Source organism: Bacillus cereus group sp. BfR-BA-01492, from assembly GCF_022662815.1.
GTDB lineage: Bacteria > Bacillota > Bacilli > Bacillales > Bacillaceae_G > Bacillus_A > Bacillus_A cereus_BD.
Genome location: NZ_JAKUEH010000001.1, coordinates 206,470 through 228,259 on the forward strand (window position 1 = coordinate 206,470; position 21,790 = coordinate 228,259).

A 21,790-nucleotide genomic window follows, 5' to 3' on the forward strand; every position below is an offset into this window, starting at 1 on the left:
ATCCATTTGTTTTCAGACATTATTTTCATTCTCTCTCTTATTTGCGTCAAAAAACATTCATTTCCCTTCAAACTTTCGCTAATTATGTAGAATTTTTCTAGACTTACGACATTCTTTTTCAAAGGAAGTCCACATAAAATATGGAATTGATATATACGATACTTTTTGGGGAGGAAATATCATGGAGACAATCTATAAAACGAAAGATGTCACAAATAAAACAGGAATCCCAAAACATATAGTTCGAAAATATAGTCAACTTTTAGAAGAGTATGGTTATAACATTGCAAGAACTGCCGATGCTCGTATATACAAACTAGATGATGTAAAGCTATTAAAATTAATTCATGAACGAGCAGCTACTTTACAAGAAGATATTACAGAAACGATTCCGATTATTTTAAAGGAAAAAGATCATCCGCCCGTGGAAATCAATGTTACAAAAGAGCAGCAAGACATGCAAAAGAAAGATGAAAATCGTAATTTTGAAGAATTCATGTTAAAGCTTGAAATGTTAGCTCAATTGAATGAAGCAATTATTCATCAAAACTCTACGCTCATTACGCAAAACCGTTTGAAAGATGAAAAACTTGATGAATTAATGCAACAAGTATATGTAAAAGAAGGAAAACAAGGAAAAATGCTACAAGAGCTTGTCGATCATGCAGCTCATACCGATGCTTTACAAAAAGAAAAAATGGACTTATTAATGAATCATATGTATAAGCGTGAATCCAAACAAGAAGAAAAAATGAATAAACTGATCCAGCAAATTTATAATAAAGACAATAATCGTGATGCTCAACTGATGCAAGTCATTCGTGAAATTCAAGAAACAAAGCGCATGATTGCCGCATCAAAGGAACAAAGTTTATTTCAATCCTTTAAAAATCTATTTGTTCGTGTAAAACAAGAAAAAAATCCATGAGTGTCACCTTGTCACAATTTACTATCTAATAATCAAGTTTTCATATAAAAAAAGTTACCTTTTACGGTAACTTTTATTCCTTATTTTTAACTGCTGGTAATGTAATAATCGCTTCTGTCCCTTTCCCACTTTCACTATTATATTCCAGCGTACCGTTATGTGCTTGTAAAATACGAAATGTTACCATAAGCCCCAGGCCCGTTCCTTTTTCTTTCAATGAGTAATAAGGCTGTCCAAGTCTCGCTAGTTGCTCTTTCGTCATGCCAATTCCACTATCTTTTACTCGCACAATAATGGTGTCACCTTTCTGAATAGCAGTAACCTTTAAATAGCCTTTGTTTTCTTGAATCGCTTCGATGCCATTCTTTACAACATTCATAATCGCTTGCTTCAATTTCGTCTTATCACCTATCGTATAAAGATTTTCAGAGATTTCAACCTGTAAATACACACCTTGCATTGCTGCAAATGAAGACATTAACGTAGTCATTTCAATTAATTGTGCAGATAAACAAATATGTTCTTTTTGTTCAATTTGTGGCCTGGCTAAATTTAAATAATCAGAAATAATTTGTTCTGCTCGGTCTAATTCAGCTAATACAAGACGCATATACTCTTTATTTTTCACATCTTCTGTACTATCGAGTAATTGAATAAAACCACGCACAACAGTAAGAGGGTTTCTAACTTCGTGTGCGACACTTGCTGCTAGCTCACTAACAATATTTAATTTTTCTGATTTTTGCATTTCTGCACGCAGTAATACATTTTCATTTAAGTACTCTGTTAAATATACTTGAAATACCATTGTCATCACCATAATAAATAAAGCAACGATATACCCGCTATATACATGTGAAGTAGAAGAGGTAAATCCAGTTCCTAATAACACATCAAATATTTCTATTACGAGACAGATTAGCACATATAAAGACGCGACAATAAATGATAAAATAAGCTTTTTATTTCTTGGAAAGACTGTCCACTTTTTTGATAATAATAATGGGATAATGACTAACACAATGACCTCTATGATCCGAAACCAATTGAAACCATGTAAAAACCATTCATATATGAGAAAAATCATAGTTGGAATCAAACCAATCATTCCACCATATAAGAAACTACTCATAATTGGAATCGCATGAAAATTAAAATTACAAATCTCTCCAAAACAAATTGGATATGTCATCGAAAGCACAAGTGTAACACTGGACAAAAATGTAATAAAATAACAATTGGGCTTTGGAAGCATATTTTGATAATGATTAAGACGGATTGCTTCATATAAAAATAGCGGCAAAATAATAATCGCAACTTGGATCATTAAATCACGGATTAGCTCCATAGCCTTTCATCTCCTATATGTATTTTGATTTGATTATATCATTTTAAAGTCTACTTTGTTTCAAAATTTAGATTTTTCCGTTTATATTTGTAAATCATTTGTGAACAAACAATAAGAAATGTTACAACTTTCCGAAATGATTGTAAACCATGTACCAAATTACTATGATGCAGTATACAATGAATACGGATTAAAAATTAAAGCACAACAAGCCAAATATACGGACAACTATAACAACATCAAACATATAATCCATACTATCTATGTTTATAAATAAGTAATCATTATTTTAGTAGGAGGAGATAAATATGGCAGGAACTACCCTTGTTTTAAAAGAGGAGAATCTAGTCGTCCTCGAAAATGTTGAAAAGTCAGTGTATGAAGAGTTACAAAACAAAACTGGAGATGAAAATTGTACTTGCGCTGTAAACGAAACGGTTATACATCTTGGAAAAGTTTCTTCCGTACTTTGGAATGAAGATGAAATAGATTGGGAATACGGGTATTAAAAAGTCGCTGAAAAGCGACTTTTTTTTCGCTGAAAAGCGAAAAAATTAAAAATATGATAAAATAAATATAATTTTTCAAGCCGAAGAAAGGGAGTCAACATGGAACAATTTATTAATCCAAAAGTGAAGGATATTAAAATTTCTGGTATCCGTCAATTCTCTAATATGATTCAAAACTATGACAATATTATCTCTTTAACAATTGGGCAACCTGATTTTCCAACTCCTTCTTTAGTAAAAGAAGCTGCTAAGAGAGCAATCACAGAAAATTATACAAGTTATACACATAATGCTGGTCTACTAGAGTTACGCAAAGTAGCTTGCAATTTTCTAAAGGAAAATTATAACTTACACTATACACCTGAAAACGAAACCATCATTACAATTGGGGCTAGCGAAGCGATTGATATTGCATTCCGTACTATTTTAGAACCTGGAACAGAAGTTATTTTACCCGCGCCTATTTATCCTGGCTATGAACCAATCATTAGACTTTGTGGTGCAACTCCTGTTTTTGTAGATGTTCGTCCAACAGGATTTCGTTTAACAGCAAAAGCGATTCAAAATGCAATGACAGATCGAACAAGATGCATTGTTTTACCTTATCCTTCTAATCCGACTGGTGTTACACTATCAAAAGAAGAACTAACGGATATTGTAAATGTATTAAAAGATAAAAATATTTTCGTTTTATCTGATGAAATTTACAGCGAACTTGTCTATGAAGAAAGTCATCGATCTATCGCTCAGTTTCCAGACATGCGCAATAAAACAATTGTTATTAACGGCTTATCTAAATCACATTCGATGACAGGATGGCGCATTGGTCTTTTATTTGCCCCACAATATTTAGCAGAACATATTTTAAAAGTTCATCAATATAATGTAACTTGCGCAACTTCGATTGCTCAATATGCCGCAATTGAAGCATTAACAGCAGCAAAAGATGCACCGAAAATGATGCGCCATCAATATAAAAAACGTCGTGATTATGTCTACAATCGACTCATACAAATGGGGCTCTCTGTCGAAAAACCAACGGGCGCCTTTTATTTCTTCCCGTATGTTGGTCATCTCACTTCTTCATCATTTGACTTTGCTATTGACCTTGTGAAAAAAGCTGGAGTTGCTGTTGTTCCTGGAACAGCATTTTCAGATTACGGTGAAGGATATATCCGTCTTTCCTACGCGTATAGTATGGAAACATTAAAAGAGGGCTGCGATCGTTTAGAAAATTTCTTAAAACAAACAGCGAAAAGATAATGAAATGCACCTCCAACTGTTAGACGCGGTCTAACAGTTGGGGTGCACTTCATGAACACTCTTAGCTTTTTTCATAATACTCACAAGTCTGACGTTTCAATAATTTATGTGGAATCACAATACATTTTGAACTTGATTCTGAATGCTCCACTTTATCGACTAATGCTTTTGCAGCTTCATAACCTAATTGATAAATGTTGACATCTACTGTTGTCAAAGGTGGACTCGCAATCTCGGATAACAACGCATTGTTAAAGCTCACTAACGAAACATCTTTCGGTACGGAAATCCCTTTTGCTGTAAGGGCACTTAATACACCGAGGCCAATTAGATCGTCTGTAGCCATAATTGCTGTTGGTGGTTCTTCTAATCCCATTAATTCTTCTACAGCTTGCTGACCACTTTCCCTTGAGAAATCTAAATGGAATATATATTCACTCGGTAACTGAATATCCGCTAACTTTAAAGCATCACTCATCCCAGCTAAGCGATCTTTTGTTACGAGTAAATCGGAGCCACCACCAATAAATGCAATTCGTTTATGTCCTAAAGAAATAAAATATTCTGCAACTTCTCTTGCAGCTGTATAGTTATCATTATCAACATATGTAATTTTGTCTTTTTTCTCATACGGTTTTCCGATTAAAACAAACGGGAAATTTTGTTCATTTAAATATTGAATAATCCGGTCATTTTCACGTGAATATAGTAGGATAATGCCTCCTATTTGACGTCCTTGCACCATTTTGATGACTCCATTAAAAATCTCTTCTTCCGTCTCACCTGTTGACATATATAAAGCATACCCTTCAACATGAGCAAACGAACTAATCCCACGAATAACTTCTGGAAAAAACGGGTTTTGAAATGCTTTATTTGCAGAACTTGGCATAACAAGACCGATCGTTTTCGTCGTTTGATTGGCAAGGCTTCTTGCATTTAAATTCGGATGATATCCGAGCTCGCTCATAACTTTACGAACTCGCCGCTTCGTCTTTTCACTTATACTTGGATTATCAGCAATCACACGAGACACCGTTGATGGCGCAACATTCGCTTTTTTCGCTACATCTTTAATCGTAACTGTCATACAATCTCCTCCTCTCTTCTTATTCTTCATCTATTTTGATTTTGCAAATTTGTGGGTTATAGAAAAAAGAAAGTCCCATTTCTTTCGCGTTTTAATAAATTATATCAATGTAAACGAATATCCTCCCACTTCATGTATTGTAAAGGATATAGGTTTATTTTCCTATACTATAATATACTATTTTTCGCTACCATTTCATATAAGCTAATGACGAATAATTGTCACTTATAGCTAACTAAATCATATTTAAAGTTATCTTTGTAAACAATAACTCTGTCATACAATCTATTTTCCAACTGAAATAAAGCTAATATTGATTAGCCACTGTACAAAATAATTCATAAAACATATACAAAAAATAAATACGAATGAAAATATAAATTCTACTCCTATAAACAACGTTATACATAAAAAACAATCGTTTGTAATATATTGCTGTTTTATAAAAAATGAAAGGGGATTTTTCTCTATGTTGCAAGAAGCAATATATCATCGACCGAAAGAACATTATGCATACGCTTACAATAAACGTACACTTCATATTCAGCTCCGCACAAAAAAGGATGATGTAAATGAAGCCCTACTTGTTCATGGCGACCCTTATGAATGGAAAGATAAAAAGTGGATTACAACTCAAACTCCTATGAGAAAGACTGGATCTTGCGCTTTATTTGATTATTGGTTCGTTTCAGTCACACCAAAATTTAAACGTTTGCGATATGGATTCAAACTACACAATAACGATGAAACACTTATTTATACAGAGCGAGGCTTCTTCTCTGAAATTCCAGATCATGACGTTGGGAATTTCTTTTGTTTCCCTTTTATTCATGAAAAGGATGTCTTTACAGCACCATCATGGGTGAAGGATACAGTATGGTATCAAATTTTCCCAGAACGTTTTGCAAACGGAGATATTACACGGAATCCTGAGCATACTCTTCCGTGGGGGAGTACAGATCCAACACCAACAAACTTCTTCGGTGGAGATTTTACTGGCGTCATTGAACATCTTGATTATCTCGTGAAACTCGGTATTTCTGGTATATACTTTACTCCGATCTTTACAGCACATTCCAATCATAAATATGACACAATTGATTATACGGAAATTGATTCGCAATTTGGTACGAAAGAAATTTTTAAAAGGTTAATAAACGAGTGTCATAACCGAGGAATTAAAGTCATGCTTGATGCCGTTTTTAATCATAGCGGATACTTTTTCGATAAATTTCAAGATGTTATAAAGAAGGGCGAGTGTTCTCTATATAAAGACTGGTTTCATATTCATGAATTCCCGATTGTAACCGAGCCACGTCCGAACTATGATACATTCGCATTTACACCGCAAATGCCAAAATTTAATACCGCTCATCCTGAAGTTAAAGAATATTTACTGGAAGTAGGACGCTATTGGGTAAAAGAATGTAACATTGACGGTTGGCGTCTTGATGTAGCAAATGAAATTGACCATGCATTTTGGCGAGAATTTCGTAGCGAAATCAAATCGATTAAACCCGAAGTCTACATTGTAGGTGAAATTTGGCACGATGCACTACCATGGCTGCAGGGCGATCAATTTGATGCCGTCATGAGTTATCCAGTTACAAATGCTCTTCTTTCTTATTTTGCATATGAAACAATAGCACCGAGTACATTTATGGAGCAAATTACAGCTTTTCTTCATTCCTATCCCATGAATGTAAATGAGGTAGCTTTTCACTTATTAGGTAGCCATGATACACCTAGAATTTTAACAATATGTGGCGGTAACAAAGGTAAGGTAAAACTTCTTTACGTATTCCATCTTTCGTTTATCGGCTCACCATGCATTTATTATGGTGATGAAATTGGGCTAGATGGCGGCATGGATCCCGGTTGCCGAAAATGCATGATTTGGGAAGAAGACAAGCAAGATAAAGCCTTATTTGAACATGTACAAACATTAATTTCATTACGAAAACAATATAAAGCATTTGGTGGTCATGGAACCTTTCAATTTATTGAGGCAAATGATAAGCAAGGTTATATCTCTTATACGAAGACATATAGAGAAGAAACGATTTTCTTTGTTTTAAATCCAACAACTCATGAAATTTCGGCTCCTATGCCGTTTCATATTTCTAGTAAAAAAGTCATTAATTTATATACAAATGAAGAATTTGCAGCAGAAACAAATTCATTACAAGTTACACTTCCACCATATGGATTTTCCATTTTAAAATGGTCTACCTAAAAGGCTTTGTGTTTACGTACAAATCGAGGGCGGTTTTCCACTATTATACTAGGGTTTCAGCTGTATGAAATGATTGCTTCTTTGCACTAATAACACCGAAGATAGGCAAATCCGTTAGCATCACTTCTTCTTGCTGTTTCATAAATGATGACGTCAATTGTTTTATTTCGATCGAAACGTCATTCATACAAAGTGCATTGGAATCGTTTCCTTGTTGATCAGAGAAAATAGCGTCAATTTTATATAACACAGCATTATGAAATAACATATCAATGCGATGATAAGCAGCAATGGCAACATCAATAACATGTTGCCATTCCCTCTGTCTGTCCATATTATGAGATACAAATCGTGCTTCTCCACCTAAATTTACAATTTCTTCTGCTGTCGCTTGTCCGCTTTCTCTATCAATATCTGTTACAATCACTTTAGCACCTTTTGCTGCCAATAAAAGAGCTGTACTGCGTCCAATACCAATACCAATCCCACCGCCAGTTACAACGATGACCTTTCCTGCAAGTTTCATCGTCATTACCCCTTCTAAAAGTCCTACCGTCCTTCAGTATACTCCTTTCCTAGATAAATCCGCAAGCAGGAACAGCCATTCCCTCGACAGCAACTTTAATCTAGTTTTCTTTTTCTGACTCATATAAGACACTAACGAAATATGTATAAAGGGAAATGTTAATCAGTGGAGATTTTCTTCATCCTGACGAATGATGAACTCTTACTAATCGGGCGCTCTAAAATAGCGAGATAAATGTAATTTGATTAAAAAATAAGGATGTACGAATGTTAGAAAAACTAACGCTCATACATCCTTCATCTCTATAGAGAGAATCATATAGAAAAGTACTTCCTTATATTCACCCTATACTTGTCTTCCATTCTTTATTCTCTCTTAAACGAGACCCATTACTTTCGTCTTTGTAACTAAATCATGGAATCCACAATTATCTTGACGAAATAGCATCATATATACATTACATATTGCTGGGATTCCAAGAAATACTATGTTCGGTACTAACAATACAAAAAAACGTACCATTAGCATTTGTATCGTTAACGTTTCCTTTGTTAATGATATAAGTTTTATTCTAGTCATTTTTTTCCCAATGGTACAACCATTCCAAATAAAGGGAAGAAAAATAAAATAAATAGCCATTAATAGAAAAACAAGTGTAAGATCATATCGATAATCACCCAAGCTAACATTAAAACGATTAAAAATCGCACTGTAGTTTCCAGTTATGATAGCTACAATCACCCCGTATAAAACAGAGATTAGAAACATATCAATTATGGAAGCACCAATGCGATTCATTACCACCGCTGGGCGATGCATCTTTAACTTCATCTTATGTCGACTCCTTCGTATCCTTCTTTACTCGTTTCATCGTATCATTTCTAAAAAACATTGTAAACTAGCGTTTCTTTCTCATTTCTTGTACAATGTGTTACAACAGCATTGTAAGGAGGTACTCATATTGAGACGATGGATCATTCTATTTGTCACTATATTACTCACAGGTTGTACAGGAAGCGGAAATCATCCAACTTATACTATTAATGAGGAATATGAACTTATTAATACTTCCGGGAATGCATTTGAACTTTTCCCAACACAAGATGCTGTATATGCGACACAATATATCCCCGCAAACATAACAGAAATTGCTTGGGATGATAGATACATTACCGCAAAACAAATTGAGGAAACATCAGATCCACATAATCCTGAGGCAACATTAACGAATAAACAAAACGAGTATTATTGGATTATTGATATCAAACAAAATAAACGATTTGGACCGTATAATGAAAAACAATTTCAAGAACAAAAAGATGCTTTTAAAATTAAAAAACAGTTTCAAAAAGTAGATACGTACGTAAAAGAAATAGAAAAACAATCAGCCGAAACAGAAAGCTGATTGTTTTTTGTATTCATGATATTTCATTTAGATAGCGCAATGTTGAACGTTTTTGGTTCTGAAATTGTTTCATGCGTATCCTTACTTGCGAGAACATCTGTTGTAAATGAAATGTTTGTAACATCTGTTTTTCCATCTTCAAGTATCAGCCCAATCATACCACCCCTCGTTTCACCTGGGTTATACTCCTCTCTTGATACACTTTCTGTGCCAGCGATTGTATTCTCTTCATATAAGAAATTCTGCTTTGTTACATTGAATTGCTGTGTTTCATTAATCATAACATCATTTATAGCGGAAAACTGCATGGCTTTATCTCCACTGTTTTCTACTTTATATGAAATTTCAACATAACGTATCGTGTCCTTAATTTCTTGACCACTTAAAGAAGCATATAATTCAGCATCTTCTTGACTCACTTTATCTCCAAGTCTGCGCTGCACTTCCTCTGGGCTTAAAGCTGTATAAACTTTCAATGTATCCTTTGCCTCTTTACTCATTTGTGATAGCTCAATAACTTTCACATCTTGTACATGAATTTTCACTGGGGCTACTTCGAATGTTTGATTTACGTGTTTCAATTTTTGTAATTTAAATGTTCCCCATCCTTTTTCTTTTACAGCTTGTCCAACTTTTTTCAATTCTTTCCCACCATATTCAGCCGTCACTGGAATTGCTTCTACCTTCGTCTTCTTCGGTTCTTTCTTTTCTTCCTTTTGAAAACAACCACTTAATATCAAGAGACAACTACATAAAATACAAATACTTTTCCATACTTTCATAATTCTATTACTCCTAACACTTTCATTCATTTAACAAAATACTGCTTTCATTTTATATAGAACGGAAATAGTGAAAATCCCGTAAACAACACTTGTAAACCTGGATACTATTATACTCTCTATTTGTAAAATATGAAAACGGAAGTCTACTTTAGCGCCATGCGGCATGAAACAAAATAAGAGAACATCTCCTTTTTTCATAGCTAACGCATGAATTTATATGTATAACACGCACACTTTACCCCGCCATTTCAGGGCAGTAACAGCCCGATTGGCAAGGATTCATAATCAATAAGGGATGAAGCCCTCCCACTGATTAAAGTTTTACTTTATCATAACGACTTCCTTCATTTCTATGCAATACTTATTTTCACATTGGCATATCTACACATTCAATGATAGACTTTTTATCATCAGGAATAAAGAGGAAGGAGGAATATTTTTGTCTATAACACTCGTCTTTTTTCTGATTCTCATACCGCTTTTCATAAGTACATATCTCTGTTTTTTCTTTTGGAAGCATTTAAAAATAATAAAATATATTCCCGCACTAGTTGGTCTTTTTTCTACAGTGTTAATTTTCCTTTTAAAGAGACATACATATGGATGAGAAGGATTAGGATTTGGAGTTTTACAATTTATTCTTTTCCTTGCAAGCTGTCTTACCCTCGTATTCGCTTCTATACTAGAAACAAAATCTTCGATGAATTGAGATTTATATATTGAATAAACATGACCCTTTTCTAAAAAGCATCTCTTTATAAAAAGAGCAAATGCATAATTTCACGGTTTATCCTTATTGCTTACTTGCTATTCAGACATTACCATCGCTCCATTTTCATCTAAATGTAACATTAAGAAGAAACCGGGCACTATCAAATAACAAAACTCTTTTTCGAAAATCGCGAGCGATTATTCCATCATTTATTTCAATCATAAAAAAGAAGCGGTCACTGCCGCTTCTTTTTTATAATGCTTCTATAAATAATGCTACTCCAATACCGCCGCCAACACAAAGGGAAGCAATTCCCTTTTCAAGACCCCGTCTTTTTAATTCATGAATTAAGCTTACCGTAATGCGTGCTCCTGTGCATCCAATTGGATGACCAAGACCCACGCCACTACCATTCACATTTACCTTTTCACGATTTAAACCGAGTTCCTTTTCGACCGCCAAATATTGAGCCGCAAAAGCTTCATTAATTTCCAGTAAGTCGGCATCTTCCAACGACCAATTCACTTTTTCTAATCCTTTACGAATTGCTGGCGCTGGACCAATTCCCATAATTTTAGGATCTACTCCGGCTACTGAATACCCTACAACCTTCGCTAATGGTTGCAAACCTTTTTCCTTCGCTTTCTCTTCACTCATTAGCACTAAAGCAGCGCTACCATCATTAATACCTGATGCATTTCCAGCCGTTACAGAACCGTCTTTACGAAATGCCGGTTTTAAATTGGCCAACTTTTCCGCTGTAATGTCAGCACGCGGATGTTCATCTTGCGAAAACACAACTTCTTTTCTTCGTTCTTTTATTGTGAGCGGCACAATTTGGTTATCAAAATAACCAGATTCAATAGCTTGAAGGGCTAGCTGATGACTACGAAGCGCAATTTCATCTTGTTCTTCTCTTGTAATATTATATTGTTCAACTAAATTTTCTGCCGTTTCACCCATCATCATATGATGAAGAGGATCTTCTAAAACTTCCCACACCGTATCACGAATTTCGCCGTGCTGAAGACGCTGTCCCCAGCGGTGCTGTTTTAACGCATAGGGACTAGAGCTCATCGCCTCTACTCCGCCTGCAGCGACCACATCACTCATACCTAACTGAATTTGCATTGCTGCAGACATAATCGCTTGCATGCCTGAAGAACATTGACGCTGAATCGTATAACCTGTAACTGTTTCTGGAAATCCTGCTGCTAATGCAGCTGTTCGCGCTGTATTTGCCTCATCCGTTCGTTGAATGCAGTGCCCTAAAATGACTTCGTCCACTTCATGAGGCTCTACTCCGCTTCGTTTTACAGCTTCTTGAAGCACAGGAACCGCTAATTCTACTGGTGTTACATTTTTTAGCGCTCCTCCGAAAGTTCCGATTGGTGAACGAACTGCTGCTGTAATCACAACATTCTGCATCTTATACTTACCCCTCTCTTATGTATCCTAATAAATTTTTAGATGGAATAACATAAGATGCCTATCTATATGTATTATACTATAAATATCCCTAAAGAATCAAAATATTTAAAATAAGGTAAATATCAGACTTCTATTCTGTTAGCGTATAGAAAAACTTTTGTAATATTTTTTCCGTTATCTTATTTAAATTGGGCAATTTCTGAATAGAGAAGTATGCAATACTCGATCTTTCTTTATCTAATTCTACTTTTGTACTAACATGATGAGCTTGATACAGATGAATAACATGATAAATCTCATCCCCGCTTGGATAGCGATAATAAAGATCCTTTCCAGACAGAACACCAAGAAATTGTAATATCTTTGCTTCTAATCCAGTCTTTTCAAATAATTCTCGCCGAGCCGTTTCTTCTGTCGTTTCTCCAAGTTCCATTGCGCCCCCTGGCACTCCCCAATCATATGTATCAGAACGATATTGCAGGAATACTTCTTGCTTTTCATTTAAAATAATGACGGCTGATCCGACAAGAATTAACGGCCTCGTACCAACTGATTTCCGTAACTCTTCAATATATCCCATTATAAAAACTCTCCTTTCTTATCATAACAAACCTCGTATTATTTTTTCCTATTTTAAACAAAGAATACTGTAAGTATGACAATTTATCTTCTCAAAAATTGATCCATCAAAAAGGGAAGCATTCGCTTCCCTTTCTTTTCGTTATTTTTGAAAACTTTCATATTTTACTGCTTCAAATGCCTGTTCAATTTCTTCATTTCGGTAATGAACATATGTAAACCGTCCTAATTCTACTAATCTTGCAATTTCTTTCAGTGCCTTTTCATTTTCATATGCTTCTTGAATTGCAATATGTACATAAAATTTCATGAGTGGGTGTTCATATAAAGGCTCCCCTACCTCTACATATACGTTCTCTACCCCTTGAACAACTTTCACATAACTTGCAAACTGATAGACAGCTTCTCGGTCTGAAACAATTTTTAATGTATACATATATTTGCCCCCTTTTTTTTACTATATCAAAAAGAAATGCCACTTACTTCATTTAACTATGAATATTTTCTGAATTCTAATTACACTTATTTATCTGTAAAAAAACAGCTGTTAATAAGCCACTTCACAAAAATCTCTCTATAATAATCATAATTTCTATTGACATAGTGCACCTAGTACACAAAAAAAGCGAGTCTTTGCATGTACCCATTTCATAAATATTTTCCCTAACTCACCTAAAATCTAAATAGATTGAAATTATTTTTTTCAATCGCTGTATAAATGTAAAGAATCTTGCTAACGTCAATAAGGGGATAAAGGGAAGCTTTAATCGCTGGGGGCTTCATCCCTCACTGATTATGAGGCCTCACCAACCAGGCTACTGCAGGATAAAATTACTTCTTATAGTGATTCCATCTATACACATGCTGGCTTTCTGTCATACTGTATAGCACTACTTTGTTTTCTTTTGAGGTGTTTTCCCATGTCCCCGTATATAAACATATGCATCTGCATTACACCAGGATCTAATATTACAAATAATCGTATCGCAAAAGATATAGCCGTTGCCGAATTCATCTGGCATCCTATATCGTTTCGCATTCAAGATGTCCTTACATTAGACGATTCCTTCCGCTTTGATGATTATGAAATTAGCTATATTGCCTCTATTCAAGAACAACCAAAAGTTTCATCCTTTTTTCATACATGCGCTTCACAAATTCCAAATTGTGATATTTATATTTGCTATATTGGAAGCAACTACTTTCAAGAACAATCGGTCATTGCTTGTGCTTATTCTTTAGCAAAGCAAAATCATCTTACCGGTTATATTATTTTGACAAATTCAGCTGCACCTATGCGGAACATTTATACACTCGCTCATGAAATCGGACATATTTTATTTACAAGACGCATTCATGGAAAACTTACCCATGCTGATCCTCATTCTCCCATTGGATCTGAACATCACCCTTCAGCAAGTAACCTTATGCATAAAATTGTTCCGCGACCAGATAAGGTTCCCCTCGATTCTCTCTTAACAAAAGAACAAAAACAGTTAGCTTTACAAAGCGTTTTATTGCATAAAGAAAAACAGTAACTTGAGAACGTTACTATTTAAAATAAACCGTTCCAATCTAAAAACCATATACATGTAGCACAGAAAAGAAATAAACAACTAAAGGAGCATGTAATCAAACGAAATATAATCTTATAATATCGATTCGGGAATATTCGCTTACACATCCAAAGCAGCCCTTTTCCTATTCAGCCAAACAAAAAAAATATCCTGATGTATCTTCAAGCAAATTTCCAAAATACTCTTCATCTATTTTTTTAACAAAAGTAGTATATAGTCCTAAACTAGCTAATAGGAAAAAACAAATAGATATGATACAAACAAGAGCAATTGACAACCTCCTCTCTCCTTCATTTATGCGTTTATTTCTTTTCCTGTCCTTTTTAAATCTATTTTCATTAATACAATTAAACTACCATATAAAAAGATTGGTTCTAAAGCACTCAAATTCGTATCTTTCACCGCTGTACATTGAAATATAAACATAATGGTAAACAACACAACCACTTGAAGCAATCCCATCCAGCTTGCTAAACGCATATTAATAATCGCCAATATGAATAGGAGTAACCCTCCTAATATATAACTTTGCACCGAGGATAAATAAAAAAGCGGTGGCTCATACCATTTGTTAAGTAGCATAATAAAAACAATCAAACCTATCGGTAAAAGTGTGATACCTATAAATAATATCGAAAATTCTTTTAATTTACTTTTAAGAAATGCAGACTTACGAAAGGCAATAATCCCCAAAGGAATACTAATAGCCAATACAATTGGATAACCAATGAAACTAAGAAGTGTTATAGATACTGGCTCGTTCACACTATGAAATAAAAGATCTGGAATCGACCAGTACGCAAATACACCTATTATAAGTGCAATTAATAGCTTCCTATTTTCTTTTGTATCTCGTTCCATTTCTTTCGCCAATTCATCCGCATACTCTTTTGGCGAATCTCCAAATATATCCTTAACTGTCTTCCCTTCCTTTTCTCCCTCTATCAAATGAAGTTCAGCATCTTCTAAAAATGTGTTGATCTCTTCCTCTTTAATTCCTTTTGTCAATAAATATACCTTTGTATCTGTTAAAAACTTTTCTCCTTCTTTGGAAACCTGTATCATCTTCTTCCCTTTCCTTGTAATAAACGCTCCACGCTACTACGCATCGCTTCCCAGCGCTCCATAAAATCATCGAGTGCATCTTCCCCTTTTTCTGTTAATGTATAATATTTTCGCTTTGGACCAGATGGCGATTCTTTCATTGTACTTGTAATGAAACCTTCTTTTTGCATTCGGATTAATAGCGGATAAATACTGCCTTCACTCGCCATGGTGAAACCATACTTCGCTAGCTTTTCACTCATTTCATATCCGTATATCTCTCCCTCAGAAATGATAGCAAGGAGACACCCTTCTAAAATTCCCTTTAGCATTTGACTTGTCGACATCATTCAAATCCTCCTTCTATCTTGTTATACAAGATAGCTAACTGTTTTTCTCCAAATGTTTGCAGGATTTTCATTCTATACTCTCTAAATAATGCAAGTAAGACAAATCTTATCTCATATAAAGGAGTGTATTTCATCATGATTACAAACCAAGTTATTTTTCTAACAGGTGCTGCGAGTGGTATTGGGTATGAAATGGCTGCTGCCTTTGCAAAAGAAAGAGCAAAAGTTGTCGTGAGCGATCGCCTTGAAGAGCGCGCCAAAAGTGCGGCTGAACAGTTACAAAAGATGGGCCATACAGCAATTGGATTAAAATGTGACGTGACATCTGAGCAAGAAATCGAGGAAGCCATTGCTAAAACAGTAGCAGAATTTGGTTCGTTACATGTCCTAATCAATAACGCTGGTATGCAACATGTTTCCCCCATTGATGAATTTCCAACTGATACGTTCGAGCTTCTTATTAAAATTATGCAGATTGCACCGTTTATCGCAATAAAACATGCCTTTCCTATTATGAAAAAACAACAATATGGACGCATTATTAATATTGCCTCGGTTAATGGACTCGTTGGATTCGCTGGAAAAGCTGCTTATAATAGCGCCAAACACGGTGTAATTGGATTAACAAAAGTAGCTGCGTTAGAAGGGGCAACGCATGGAATTACAGCAAATGCTCTTTGTCCAGGATACGTTGATACTCCTCTTGTTCGCAATCAACTCCAAGACTTAGCTCATACGAGAAATGTACCACTTGAACGCGTATTAGAAGATGTTATTTATCCTCTTGTGCCGCAAAAACGATTACTGGAAGTACAAGAGATTGCTAACTATGCCTTATTTTTAGCCAGTGAACAAGCAAAAGGAATAACTGGACAAGCCGTTGTGATTGATGGAGGCTATACAGCCCAATAATTTTTCTGAAAAGAGCCCGCCCTAAAAGTTTTTTAGGACGGGCTCTTTCTTATTTCGGTTCGTAAGGTGCTTCATATCCTTTCATTTGCTGCGGGAGTTTCTCGATTGCGACAATGACACCATCCAACTTATTTTCAATGCGGTGTAGTAAATATAATGTCACAACAATCGGAAACCCTACGTTGCCAATCATCGATATCCATTCTTCCACCTTTTTTCCCCCTTTCTCTTATATACATAAGTATGTACAAGAAATAGGGGCATAGAAATAACAAACTCCCTTGCATAAGGTTACTTTTCAAATAAAGAAGCAATTTCTTTTGTATAATCTCCCTGTAAAATCCCTTTCTCGGTAATGATTCCTGAAATGAATTCATGAGGTGTTATATCAAATGCTGGATTATATATATGAATTCCAGCCGGGGCAATTTGTTGTCCGTTTATCTTTGTTACTTCTGTCTCATCCCGCTCTTCGATTATGATTTCATTCCCTGTTTTCGTTTTCATATCAAATGTAGACAAAGGAGCAGCAACATAAAAAGGAACTTGATAATGTTTTGCTAATATAGCTAAATTTAAAGTTCCTACTTTATTTGCAGTATCTCCATTTACCACAATTCGATCCGCTCCTACAATAATAGCAGAGATGTTCTTTGTTCGAATTGTATGGGCAGCCATATTATCTGTAATAAGCGTTACATCAATACCAGCTTCCTTCAACTCCCATGCGGTCAAGCGTGCCCCTTGTAAAACAGGTCTTGTTTCACAAGCATAAGCATGTAAATGAATTCCTTTTTCTTTTCCGATATAAAATGGTGCTAATGCCGTGCCATAACGAGCAGTCGCAATACTACCTGCATTACAAATTGTTAAAATACGGTCGCCGTCTCGGAAACATGTTAACGCATGTTCTCCAATACTCCGGCACACTTGTTCATCTTCTTGTTGAATTTGCAATGCTTCTTCTTCTAATATTTTTCGTGCTGTCTTTATCGTGGATACCTCTTCAATCGCAGCTCTCATACGGTCGATAGCCCAAAATAAATTAACTGCTGTCGGACGCGAAGTCCCTAAATAATTACAGTCTCGATTAAATTTCGCTTTAAATTCCACTATATTTATAGCTTCATATTTTTGAGCAGCTAAAGCTAATCCAAAAGCGGCCATAATACCAATCGCTGGCGCTCCTCTTACCTCTAGCATAACAATACTTTTCCAAACATCTTCAATACTTGTTAATGTTTTGTATTCCGTAACATGCGGTAACTTCGTTTGATTCAAAATAGCAATAGAATCACCTTTCCAACTTATCGCTCTTGGAACTGCAACGGTTGTATTCACACTCTTATCCCTCCTTCAGAAATAATATGTTGAAATAACGTTTTGAATACTTGAATGTCTGCACCCTTTGGTTGATGTAATAATAGACTTCTACCCAAATATAGAGCTTGTTTTTTTACTTGTATTCTTCTATCCTTGTCAGCAATTCCATCTAAATCTACTACATGTGCCAAGCCTACCGTTCTGCGTATAACTTCACAACCAGCAAATCCAACCGCATCACGAAAAATATGTTGCAGAACAATCGGAAGCCATTGCTTTTCCTTCGTATACGTTTCAACGCCTTCCAATATCCAAAGTTTTGTAAATGTATCTACGAAATAGCCCCATGTTTTTTCAATATGAAAAAATATAATTTCTCGTTTCTCTTCTCTTGATAAGGCATTTAATAATAAATTTGCTATAAACTGTCCTAAATCGAATCCAATCGGGCCGAAAGTTGCAAACTCAGGATCAATGATTTTCGTTTCTTGTGAAGAAGCAAAAATGCTTCCTGTATGTAAATCCCCGTGAATTAAGGCTTCCTTTCTCGTTAAAAATTTATATTTATATTGCGCAACTTGCAGTTTTAAATTTTTATCACACCAAAGCTCTTCTATAACAGACCGAAGTTCTGTCTCATAGTCGTTTGTCTCGTAATTTCCAAACGGATCTGTAAAAACGAGATCTTCTGTAATTTTACAAAGATCAGGGTTTATAAATTTTCCATCTAACACTCTTTTTTCTTCGGCATTCAGTCCAAAATCCGAAGTATAAAATAGCACTTTCCCTAAAAAACGACCTACATGCTCAGACAATAATGGATACTCTTCTCCTTCGATGAACCCTTTACGTGCAATTGTCAAAGATGATAAATCTTCCATCACTATTACAGCCAATTCTTTGTCATGTCCGTATACTTTTGGAACAAATTCTGGCACATACTTAGCAAAAATTTGTAATGCCGAACTTTCAATGGTCGCCCTATTAAGCGAAAGCGGCCAACTTTCACCAACTACTTTTGCATATGGAAGTGCTTGCTTTACAATGATTCCTTGCTCCCCATCATGAAGATGGAATACATAATTTAAGTTCCCATCCCCTATTTCTCGGCAAACGATTGTTGCTTCTTTTTCAAAATATCCCTGCTCTTTGACATATTGTACTGCTGTTTCTTCCGTTAATGCATAATATCCCACTGTCTCATCCTCCTTTTTAATTCAGAGGTTTCCTCAACATAAGAAAAACCTCTTTCCATGAAGAAAGAGGTTTGAAGTGTATCTTCTCCCCTCTTATCTGCCAGAAAATTCATTTTCTGCTGGAATTAGCACCGTGCCTTTTTGGCGCATAAGCGCCCCATTTCACAATGGTATTACGGTCGGTTGCTGGGTTTCATAGGGCCAAATCCCTCCACCTGCTCTTGATAAGAGTTGTACGACTTATTCGAATTTTTAACTTTCTGATGAAGACTATAACAAGAATAAAAATCATTTGTCAATCTTTTTATTTATACAATTCCAAACGGCGATCCATAAAGACGGGAATTCCTTTTCGAACCTCTTCTATCTTTTCTAGCTCTATATGTCCATAAAGAATGATTTCTCCTTCTTGTGCCTCCGCGACAATTTTCCCCCATGGGTCAATAATAAGCGAGTGACCGCCAAACACGTTATTTGAATCTTTTCCTACTCGATTACACGCTACGACATAACATTGATTTTCAATTGCTCTCGCTTGCAGTAATAAACGCCAATGCTCAATGCGAACAAGCGGCCATTCTGCTACTACAAATACGATTTTTGCTCCTTTAGCAGTATGTACGCGTATCCATTCTGGAAAACGAATATCATAGCAAATAACCCCTCCGCACTGAACTTCATCTAAAGTAAATTCTCCTGTTTCATGTCCTGCTATTAAATACTTATGTTCGTTCATTAATTGAAACAAGTGCACTTTGCTATATTCATGTTGTACGTTTCCTTGGCGATTTATAATATACATCGTATTTGTAACACCTTTCTCTGTCTGCTTTGCAACAGAACCGCCGACAATGTTCACGCTAAATTCTTTTGCCCATTTTGAAAGCACTTCTTTTGTTTGTTTTCCGTCCTTATCCGAAATTTCAGGAAGTCGCTTCAAATCATATCCTGTTGTCCAAAGTTCAGGCAATACAATTACATCTGGTTTCTCTTTCATTGCCTCTTCTATTTTTTTCTCTGCGTGCTCTACATTTAAAGTTACATCACCAAAAACAATATCCATTTGAATACATGCGACTTTCATTTTTTCAGCCCCATTCTTTATTTTTCTCTTTACAAAATCTTGGAAAGATTATATCATTTGTCACTAGAATTGTAACAACTTTCAAAAGAGGTGGAAAGTATGAAAGATTTTCAACCTTCCAAGCTTATGACATCACTTCCAACACAATTTTTCGCTTCACTTGTCGCAAAAGTCAATAAAGTAATAGAAGCTGGACATGATGTCATCAACTTAGGGCAAGGGAATCCCGATCAACCAACACCGCCGCATATCGTAAAATCTTTACAACATGCAGCAGAAAAGGGGCTTCATCATAAATATCCACCATTTCGTGGACATAACAGCTTAAAAGAGGCTGTTGCAATATTTTATGAACGTGAATACGGGGTAAACATAAATCCCAAAACAGAAGTTGCGATTTTATTTGGTGGAAAAGCGGGATTAGTAGAATTGCCACTTTGTTTTACAAATCCTGGTGAAACAATTCTTGTTCCTGATCCTGGATATCCTGACTATTTATCTGGTATTGCTTTAGCGAAGGCAAAGCTTGAAACAATGCCACTATTAGCAGAGAATCATTTTTTACCGGATTACATGAAAATAAGCAAAGATACTGCCAAACAGGCAAAATTAATGTTTTTAAATTACCCAAACAATCCAACTGGTGCTATCGCTTCAAAGGAATTCTTTGAAGAAACAGTCCGTTTTGCAGATGAACACAATATTTTAGTTGTTCATGATTTTGCTTATGGCGCTATCGGTTTTGATACAAAAAAACCGATCAGTTTTCTACAGGCTAACGGTGCTAAAAATGTAGGCATTGAAATTTATACATTATCAAAAACATTTAATATGGCTGGTTGGCGTATTGCCTTTGCAGTTGGGAATGAAAGTGTCATCGAAACGATTCATCTACTGCAAGATCATATGTATGTTAGTCTTTTCGGTGCTATCCAGGAAGCTGCTTGCGAAGCGTTATTAAGTTCGCAAACATGTGTAACCGAATTAGTGAACCGCTATGAATCTAGGAGGAATGCCCTTATCTCAGCATGTCATTCCATCGGCTGGAATGTTACGGCCCCAAAGGGATCCTTCTTTGCTTGGTTACCAGTTCCAAATGGTTATCATTCTGAACAATTTGCCGATCTATTATTAAATCAAGCGCACGTTGCAGTCGCTCCGGGCGTTGGGTTTGGAGAACATGGTGAAGGCTATGTGAGAATTGGCCTCTTACATACCGAAGAACGATTGCAAGAAGCCATTCATCGAATTAGTAAATTAAAAATTTTCAAAAAATCATTGACAATTTAAATTATCTCTGTCAAAATTCAGATATCGAAAAAATTAAAATTTTTCCAAATACTTCTTATCAAGAGCAGGTGGAGGGACGAGCCCGACGAAGCCCGGCAACCGATCTACAAATGTAGACACGGTGCTAATTCTCGCAGCGTTGCGCTGACAGATAAGGAGCTGGTTGTAAAAAAACCTCTCCTTAGCTGAGAGGTTTTTTTAT

The 21,790-nt window shown here is 35.5% G+C and carries 20 protein-coding genes, 4 pseudogenes and 2 riboswitches; of the genes and pseudogenes, 10 read left to right on the plus strand and 14 right to left on the minus strand.

What is annotated here, in order from left to right; all coding sequences use genetic code 11:
• Positions 1 to 181 precede the first annotated feature (181 nt).
• On the plus strand, positions 182 to 928 hold the full coding sequence (locus tag MR063_RS01070; protein WP_242192879.1) for a DUF3967 domain-containing protein: 747 nt from the start codon (positions 182 to 184) through the stop codon (positions 926 to 928).
• 73 nt (positions 929 to 1,001) lie between these two features.
• Here the strand turns inward: MR063_RS01070 and MR063_RS01075 are convergent, their stop codons facing one another.
• The gene (locus MR063_RS01075; RefSeq protein ID WP_242192881.1) at positions 1,002 to 2,276 is read right to left on the minus strand and encodes a sensor histidine kinase; all 1,275 of its coding nucleotides are present in this window, start codon (positions 2,274 to 2,276) and stop codon (positions 1,002 to 1,004) included.
• 308 nt (positions 2,277 to 2,584) lie between these two features.
• Here MR063_RS01075 and MR063_RS01080 point away from each other — a divergent pair, with 308 nt between their 5' ends.
• Together MR063_RS01080 and MR063_RS01085 are read left to right on the plus strand one after the other, a co-directional pair.
• Entirely contained in the window at positions 2,585 to 2,785 is a 201-nt protein-coding gene (locus MR063_RS01080) for a hypothetical protein (protein WP_242143590.1), read from the plus strand.
• Positions 2,786 to 2,884: 99 nt separating this feature from the next.
• The gene (locus MR063_RS01085; protein ID WP_242192882.1) at positions 2,885 to 4,048 is read left to right on the plus strand and encodes an aminotransferase A; all 1,164 of its coding nucleotides are present in this window, start codon (positions 2,885 to 2,887) and stop codon (positions 4,046 to 4,048) included.
• Between the two features lie 61 nt (positions 4,049 to 4,109).
• Here the strand turns inward: MR063_RS01085 and MR063_RS01090 are convergent, their stop codons facing one another.
• Positions 4,110 to 5,138 carry a LacI family DNA-binding transcriptional regulator gene (locus tag MR063_RS01090; RefSeq protein WP_242192883.1) on the minus strand — a complete coding sequence of 343 codons (1,029 nt, stop codon included), beginning with the start codon at positions 5,136 to 5,138 and terminating at the stop codon, positions 4,110 to 4,112.
• 469 nt (positions 5,139 to 5,607) lie between these two features.
• Here MR063_RS01090 and MR063_RS01095 point away from each other — a divergent pair, with 469 nt between their 5' ends.
• Positions 5,608 to 7,374, plus strand: coding sequence for an alpha-glycosidase (locus MR063_RS01095; protein ID WP_242192885.1), 1,767 nt, complete (start codon positions 5,608 to 5,610; stop codon positions 7,372 to 7,374).
• Between the two features lie 43 nt (positions 7,375 to 7,417).
• Here MR063_RS01095 and MR063_RS01100 read toward each other — a convergent pair.
• Positions 7,418 to 7,930, minus strand: a pseudogene (locus MR063_RS01100) (SDR family NAD(P)-dependent oxidoreductase); the annotation flags it as partial.
• Between the two features lie 345 nt (positions 7,931 to 8,275).
• Entirely contained in the window at positions 8,276 to 8,731 is a 456-nt protein-coding gene (locus MR063_RS01105; RefSeq protein WP_242192892.1) for an RDD family protein, read from the minus strand.
• A gap of 130 nt (positions 8,732 to 8,861) precedes the next feature.
• Here MR063_RS01105 and MR063_RS01110 point away from each other — a divergent pair, with 130 nt between their 5' ends.
• The gene (locus MR063_RS01110; RefSeq protein WP_242143596.1) at positions 8,862 to 9,305 is read left to right on the plus strand and encodes a DUF3997 domain-containing protein; all 444 of its coding nucleotides are present in this window, start codon (positions 8,862 to 8,864) and stop codon (positions 9,303 to 9,305) included.
• 23 nt (positions 9,306 to 9,328) lie between these two features.
• On the opposite strand, the gene MR063_RS01115 is transcribed toward MR063_RS01110, so the two are convergent.
• Positions 9,329 to 10,090, minus strand: a complete 762-nt coding sequence (locus tag MR063_RS01115; protein ID WP_242193330.1) for a hypothetical protein — start codon at positions 10,088 to 10,090, stop codon at positions 9,329 to 9,331.
• 439 nt (positions 10,091 to 10,529) lie between these two features.
• Between MR063_RS01115 and MR063_RS21930 the strand changes: the two are divergent.
• Both MR063_RS21930 and MR063_RS22270 read left to right on the plus strand, forming a co-directional pair.
• A pseudogene (locus tag MR063_RS21930) lies at positions 10,530 to 10,799 on the plus strand (hypothetical protein).
• A 146-nt stretch (positions 10,800 to 10,945) separates the two neighbouring features.
• Positions 10,946 to 11,026, plus strand: a pseudogene (locus MR063_RS22270) (AAA family ATPase); the annotation flags it as partial.
• A gap of 28 nt (positions 11,027 to 11,054) precedes the next feature.
• On the opposite strand, the gene MR063_RS01125 reads toward MR063_RS22270, so the two are convergent.
• The 3 genes from MR063_RS01125 to MR063_RS01135 all read right to left on the minus strand — a co-directional run bounded on the left by MR063_RS01125 (position 11,055) and on the right by MR063_RS01135 (position 13,248).
• Positions 11,055 to 12,230 carry an acetyl-CoA C-acetyltransferase gene (locus MR063_RS01125; RefSeq protein WP_242192893.1) on the minus strand — a complete coding sequence of 392 codons (1,176 nt, stop codon included), beginning with the start codon at positions 12,228 to 12,230 and terminating at the stop codon, positions 11,055 to 11,057.
• Positions 12,231 to 12,363: 133 nt separating this feature from the next.
• Positions 12,364 to 12,813, minus strand: a complete 450-nt coding sequence (locus MR063_RS01130) for an NUDIX hydrolase (protein WP_242192894.1) — start codon at positions 12,811 to 12,813, stop codon at positions 12,364 to 12,366.
• Between the two features lie 141 nt (positions 12,814 to 12,954).
• Entirely contained in the window at positions 12,955 to 13,248 is a 294-nt protein-coding gene (locus tag MR063_RS01135; protein ID WP_242192895.1) for a DUF3928 family protein, read from the minus strand.
• A gap of 484 nt (positions 13,249 to 13,732) precedes the next feature.
• Here MR063_RS01135 and MR063_RS01140 point away from each other — a divergent pair, with 484 nt between their 5' ends.
• Positions 13,733 to 14,350, plus strand: coding sequence for an ImmA/IrrE family metallo-endopeptidase (locus tag MR063_RS01140; protein ID WP_242192896.1), 618 nt, complete (start codon positions 13,733 to 13,735; stop codon positions 14,348 to 14,350).
• Positions 14,351 to 14,683: 333 nt separating this feature from the next.
• Here MR063_RS01140 and MR063_RS01150 read toward each other — a convergent pair whose 3' ends face one another.
• Both MR063_RS01150 and MR063_RS01155 read right to left on the minus strand, forming a co-directional pair.
• A complete protein-coding gene (locus MR063_RS01150) occupies positions 14,684 to 15,451 on the minus strand; it encodes a DUF1129 domain-containing protein (RefSeq protein ID WP_242193331.1) in 768 nt (255 codons plus the stop codon).
• The gene (locus MR063_RS01155; protein WP_242192897.1) at positions 15,451 to 15,780 is read right to left on the minus strand and encodes a PadR family transcriptional regulator; all 330 of its coding nucleotides are present in this window, start codon (positions 15,778 to 15,780) and stop codon (positions 15,451 to 15,453) included. The genes MR063_RS01150 and MR063_RS01155 overlap by 1 nt, the downstream gene beginning before the upstream one ends.
• 138 nt (positions 15,781 to 15,918) lie before the next feature.
• Here MR063_RS01155 and MR063_RS01160 point away from each other — a divergent pair, with 138 nt between their 5' ends.
• Complete coding sequence (locus tag MR063_RS01160; protein WP_242192898.1) at positions 15,919 to 16,695, plus strand: 3-hydroxybutyrate dehydrogenase; 777 nt, start codon at positions 15,919 to 15,921, stop codon at positions 16,693 to 16,695.
• A 49-nt stretch (positions 16,696 to 16,744) separates the two neighbouring features.
• On the opposite strand, the gene MR063_RS01165 is transcribed toward MR063_RS01160, so the two are convergent.
• The 4 genes and pseudogenes from MR063_RS01165 to MR063_RS01180 all read right to left on the minus strand — a co-directional run bounded on the left by MR063_RS01165 (position 16,745) and on the right by MR063_RS01180 (position 20,383).
• Positions 16,745 to 16,906 (minus strand): YvrJ family protein, encoded by a 162-nt coding sequence (locus tag MR063_RS01165; RefSeq protein ID WP_012095188.1) that lies wholly within the window; start codon positions 16,904 to 16,906, stop codon positions 16,745 to 16,747.
• An 80-nt stretch (positions 16,907 to 16,986) separates the two neighbouring features.
• Positions 16,987 to 18,036, minus strand: coding sequence for an S-methyl-5-thioribose-1-phosphate isomerase (mtnA, locus tag MR063_RS01170; protein ID WP_242192899.1), 1,050 nt, complete (start codon positions 18,034 to 18,036; stop codon positions 16,987 to 16,989).
• Positions 18,033 to 19,214, minus strand: coding sequence for an S-methyl-5-thioribose kinase (gene mtnK / locus MR063_RS01175; protein WP_242192902.1), 1,182 nt, complete (start codon positions 19,212 to 19,214; stop codon positions 18,033 to 18,035). Before mtnK ends, mtnA begins: the two co-directional genes overlap by 4 nt.
• A gap of 90 nt (positions 19,215 to 19,304) precedes the next feature.
• Positions 19,305 to 19,445: riboswitch (SAM riboswitch) on the minus strand.
• A 73-nt stretch (positions 19,446 to 19,518) separates the two neighbouring features.
• Positions 19,519 to 20,383 (minus strand): annotated as a pseudogene (locus MR063_RS01180) (carbon-nitrogen family hydrolase).
• A 14-nt stretch (positions 20,384 to 20,397) separates the two neighbouring features.
• Here MR063_RS01180 and MR063_RS01185 point away from each other — a divergent pair.
• A complete protein-coding gene (locus tag MR063_RS01185) occupies positions 20,398 to 21,588 on the plus strand; it encodes a pyridoxal phosphate-dependent aminotransferase (RefSeq protein ID WP_242192903.1) in 1,191 nt (396 codons plus the stop codon).
• 52 nt (positions 21,589 to 21,640) lie between these two features.
• Positions 21,641 to 21,746: riboswitch (SAM riboswitch) on the plus strand.
• The last annotated feature ends 44 nt before the right edge of the window (positions 21,747 to 21,790 follow it).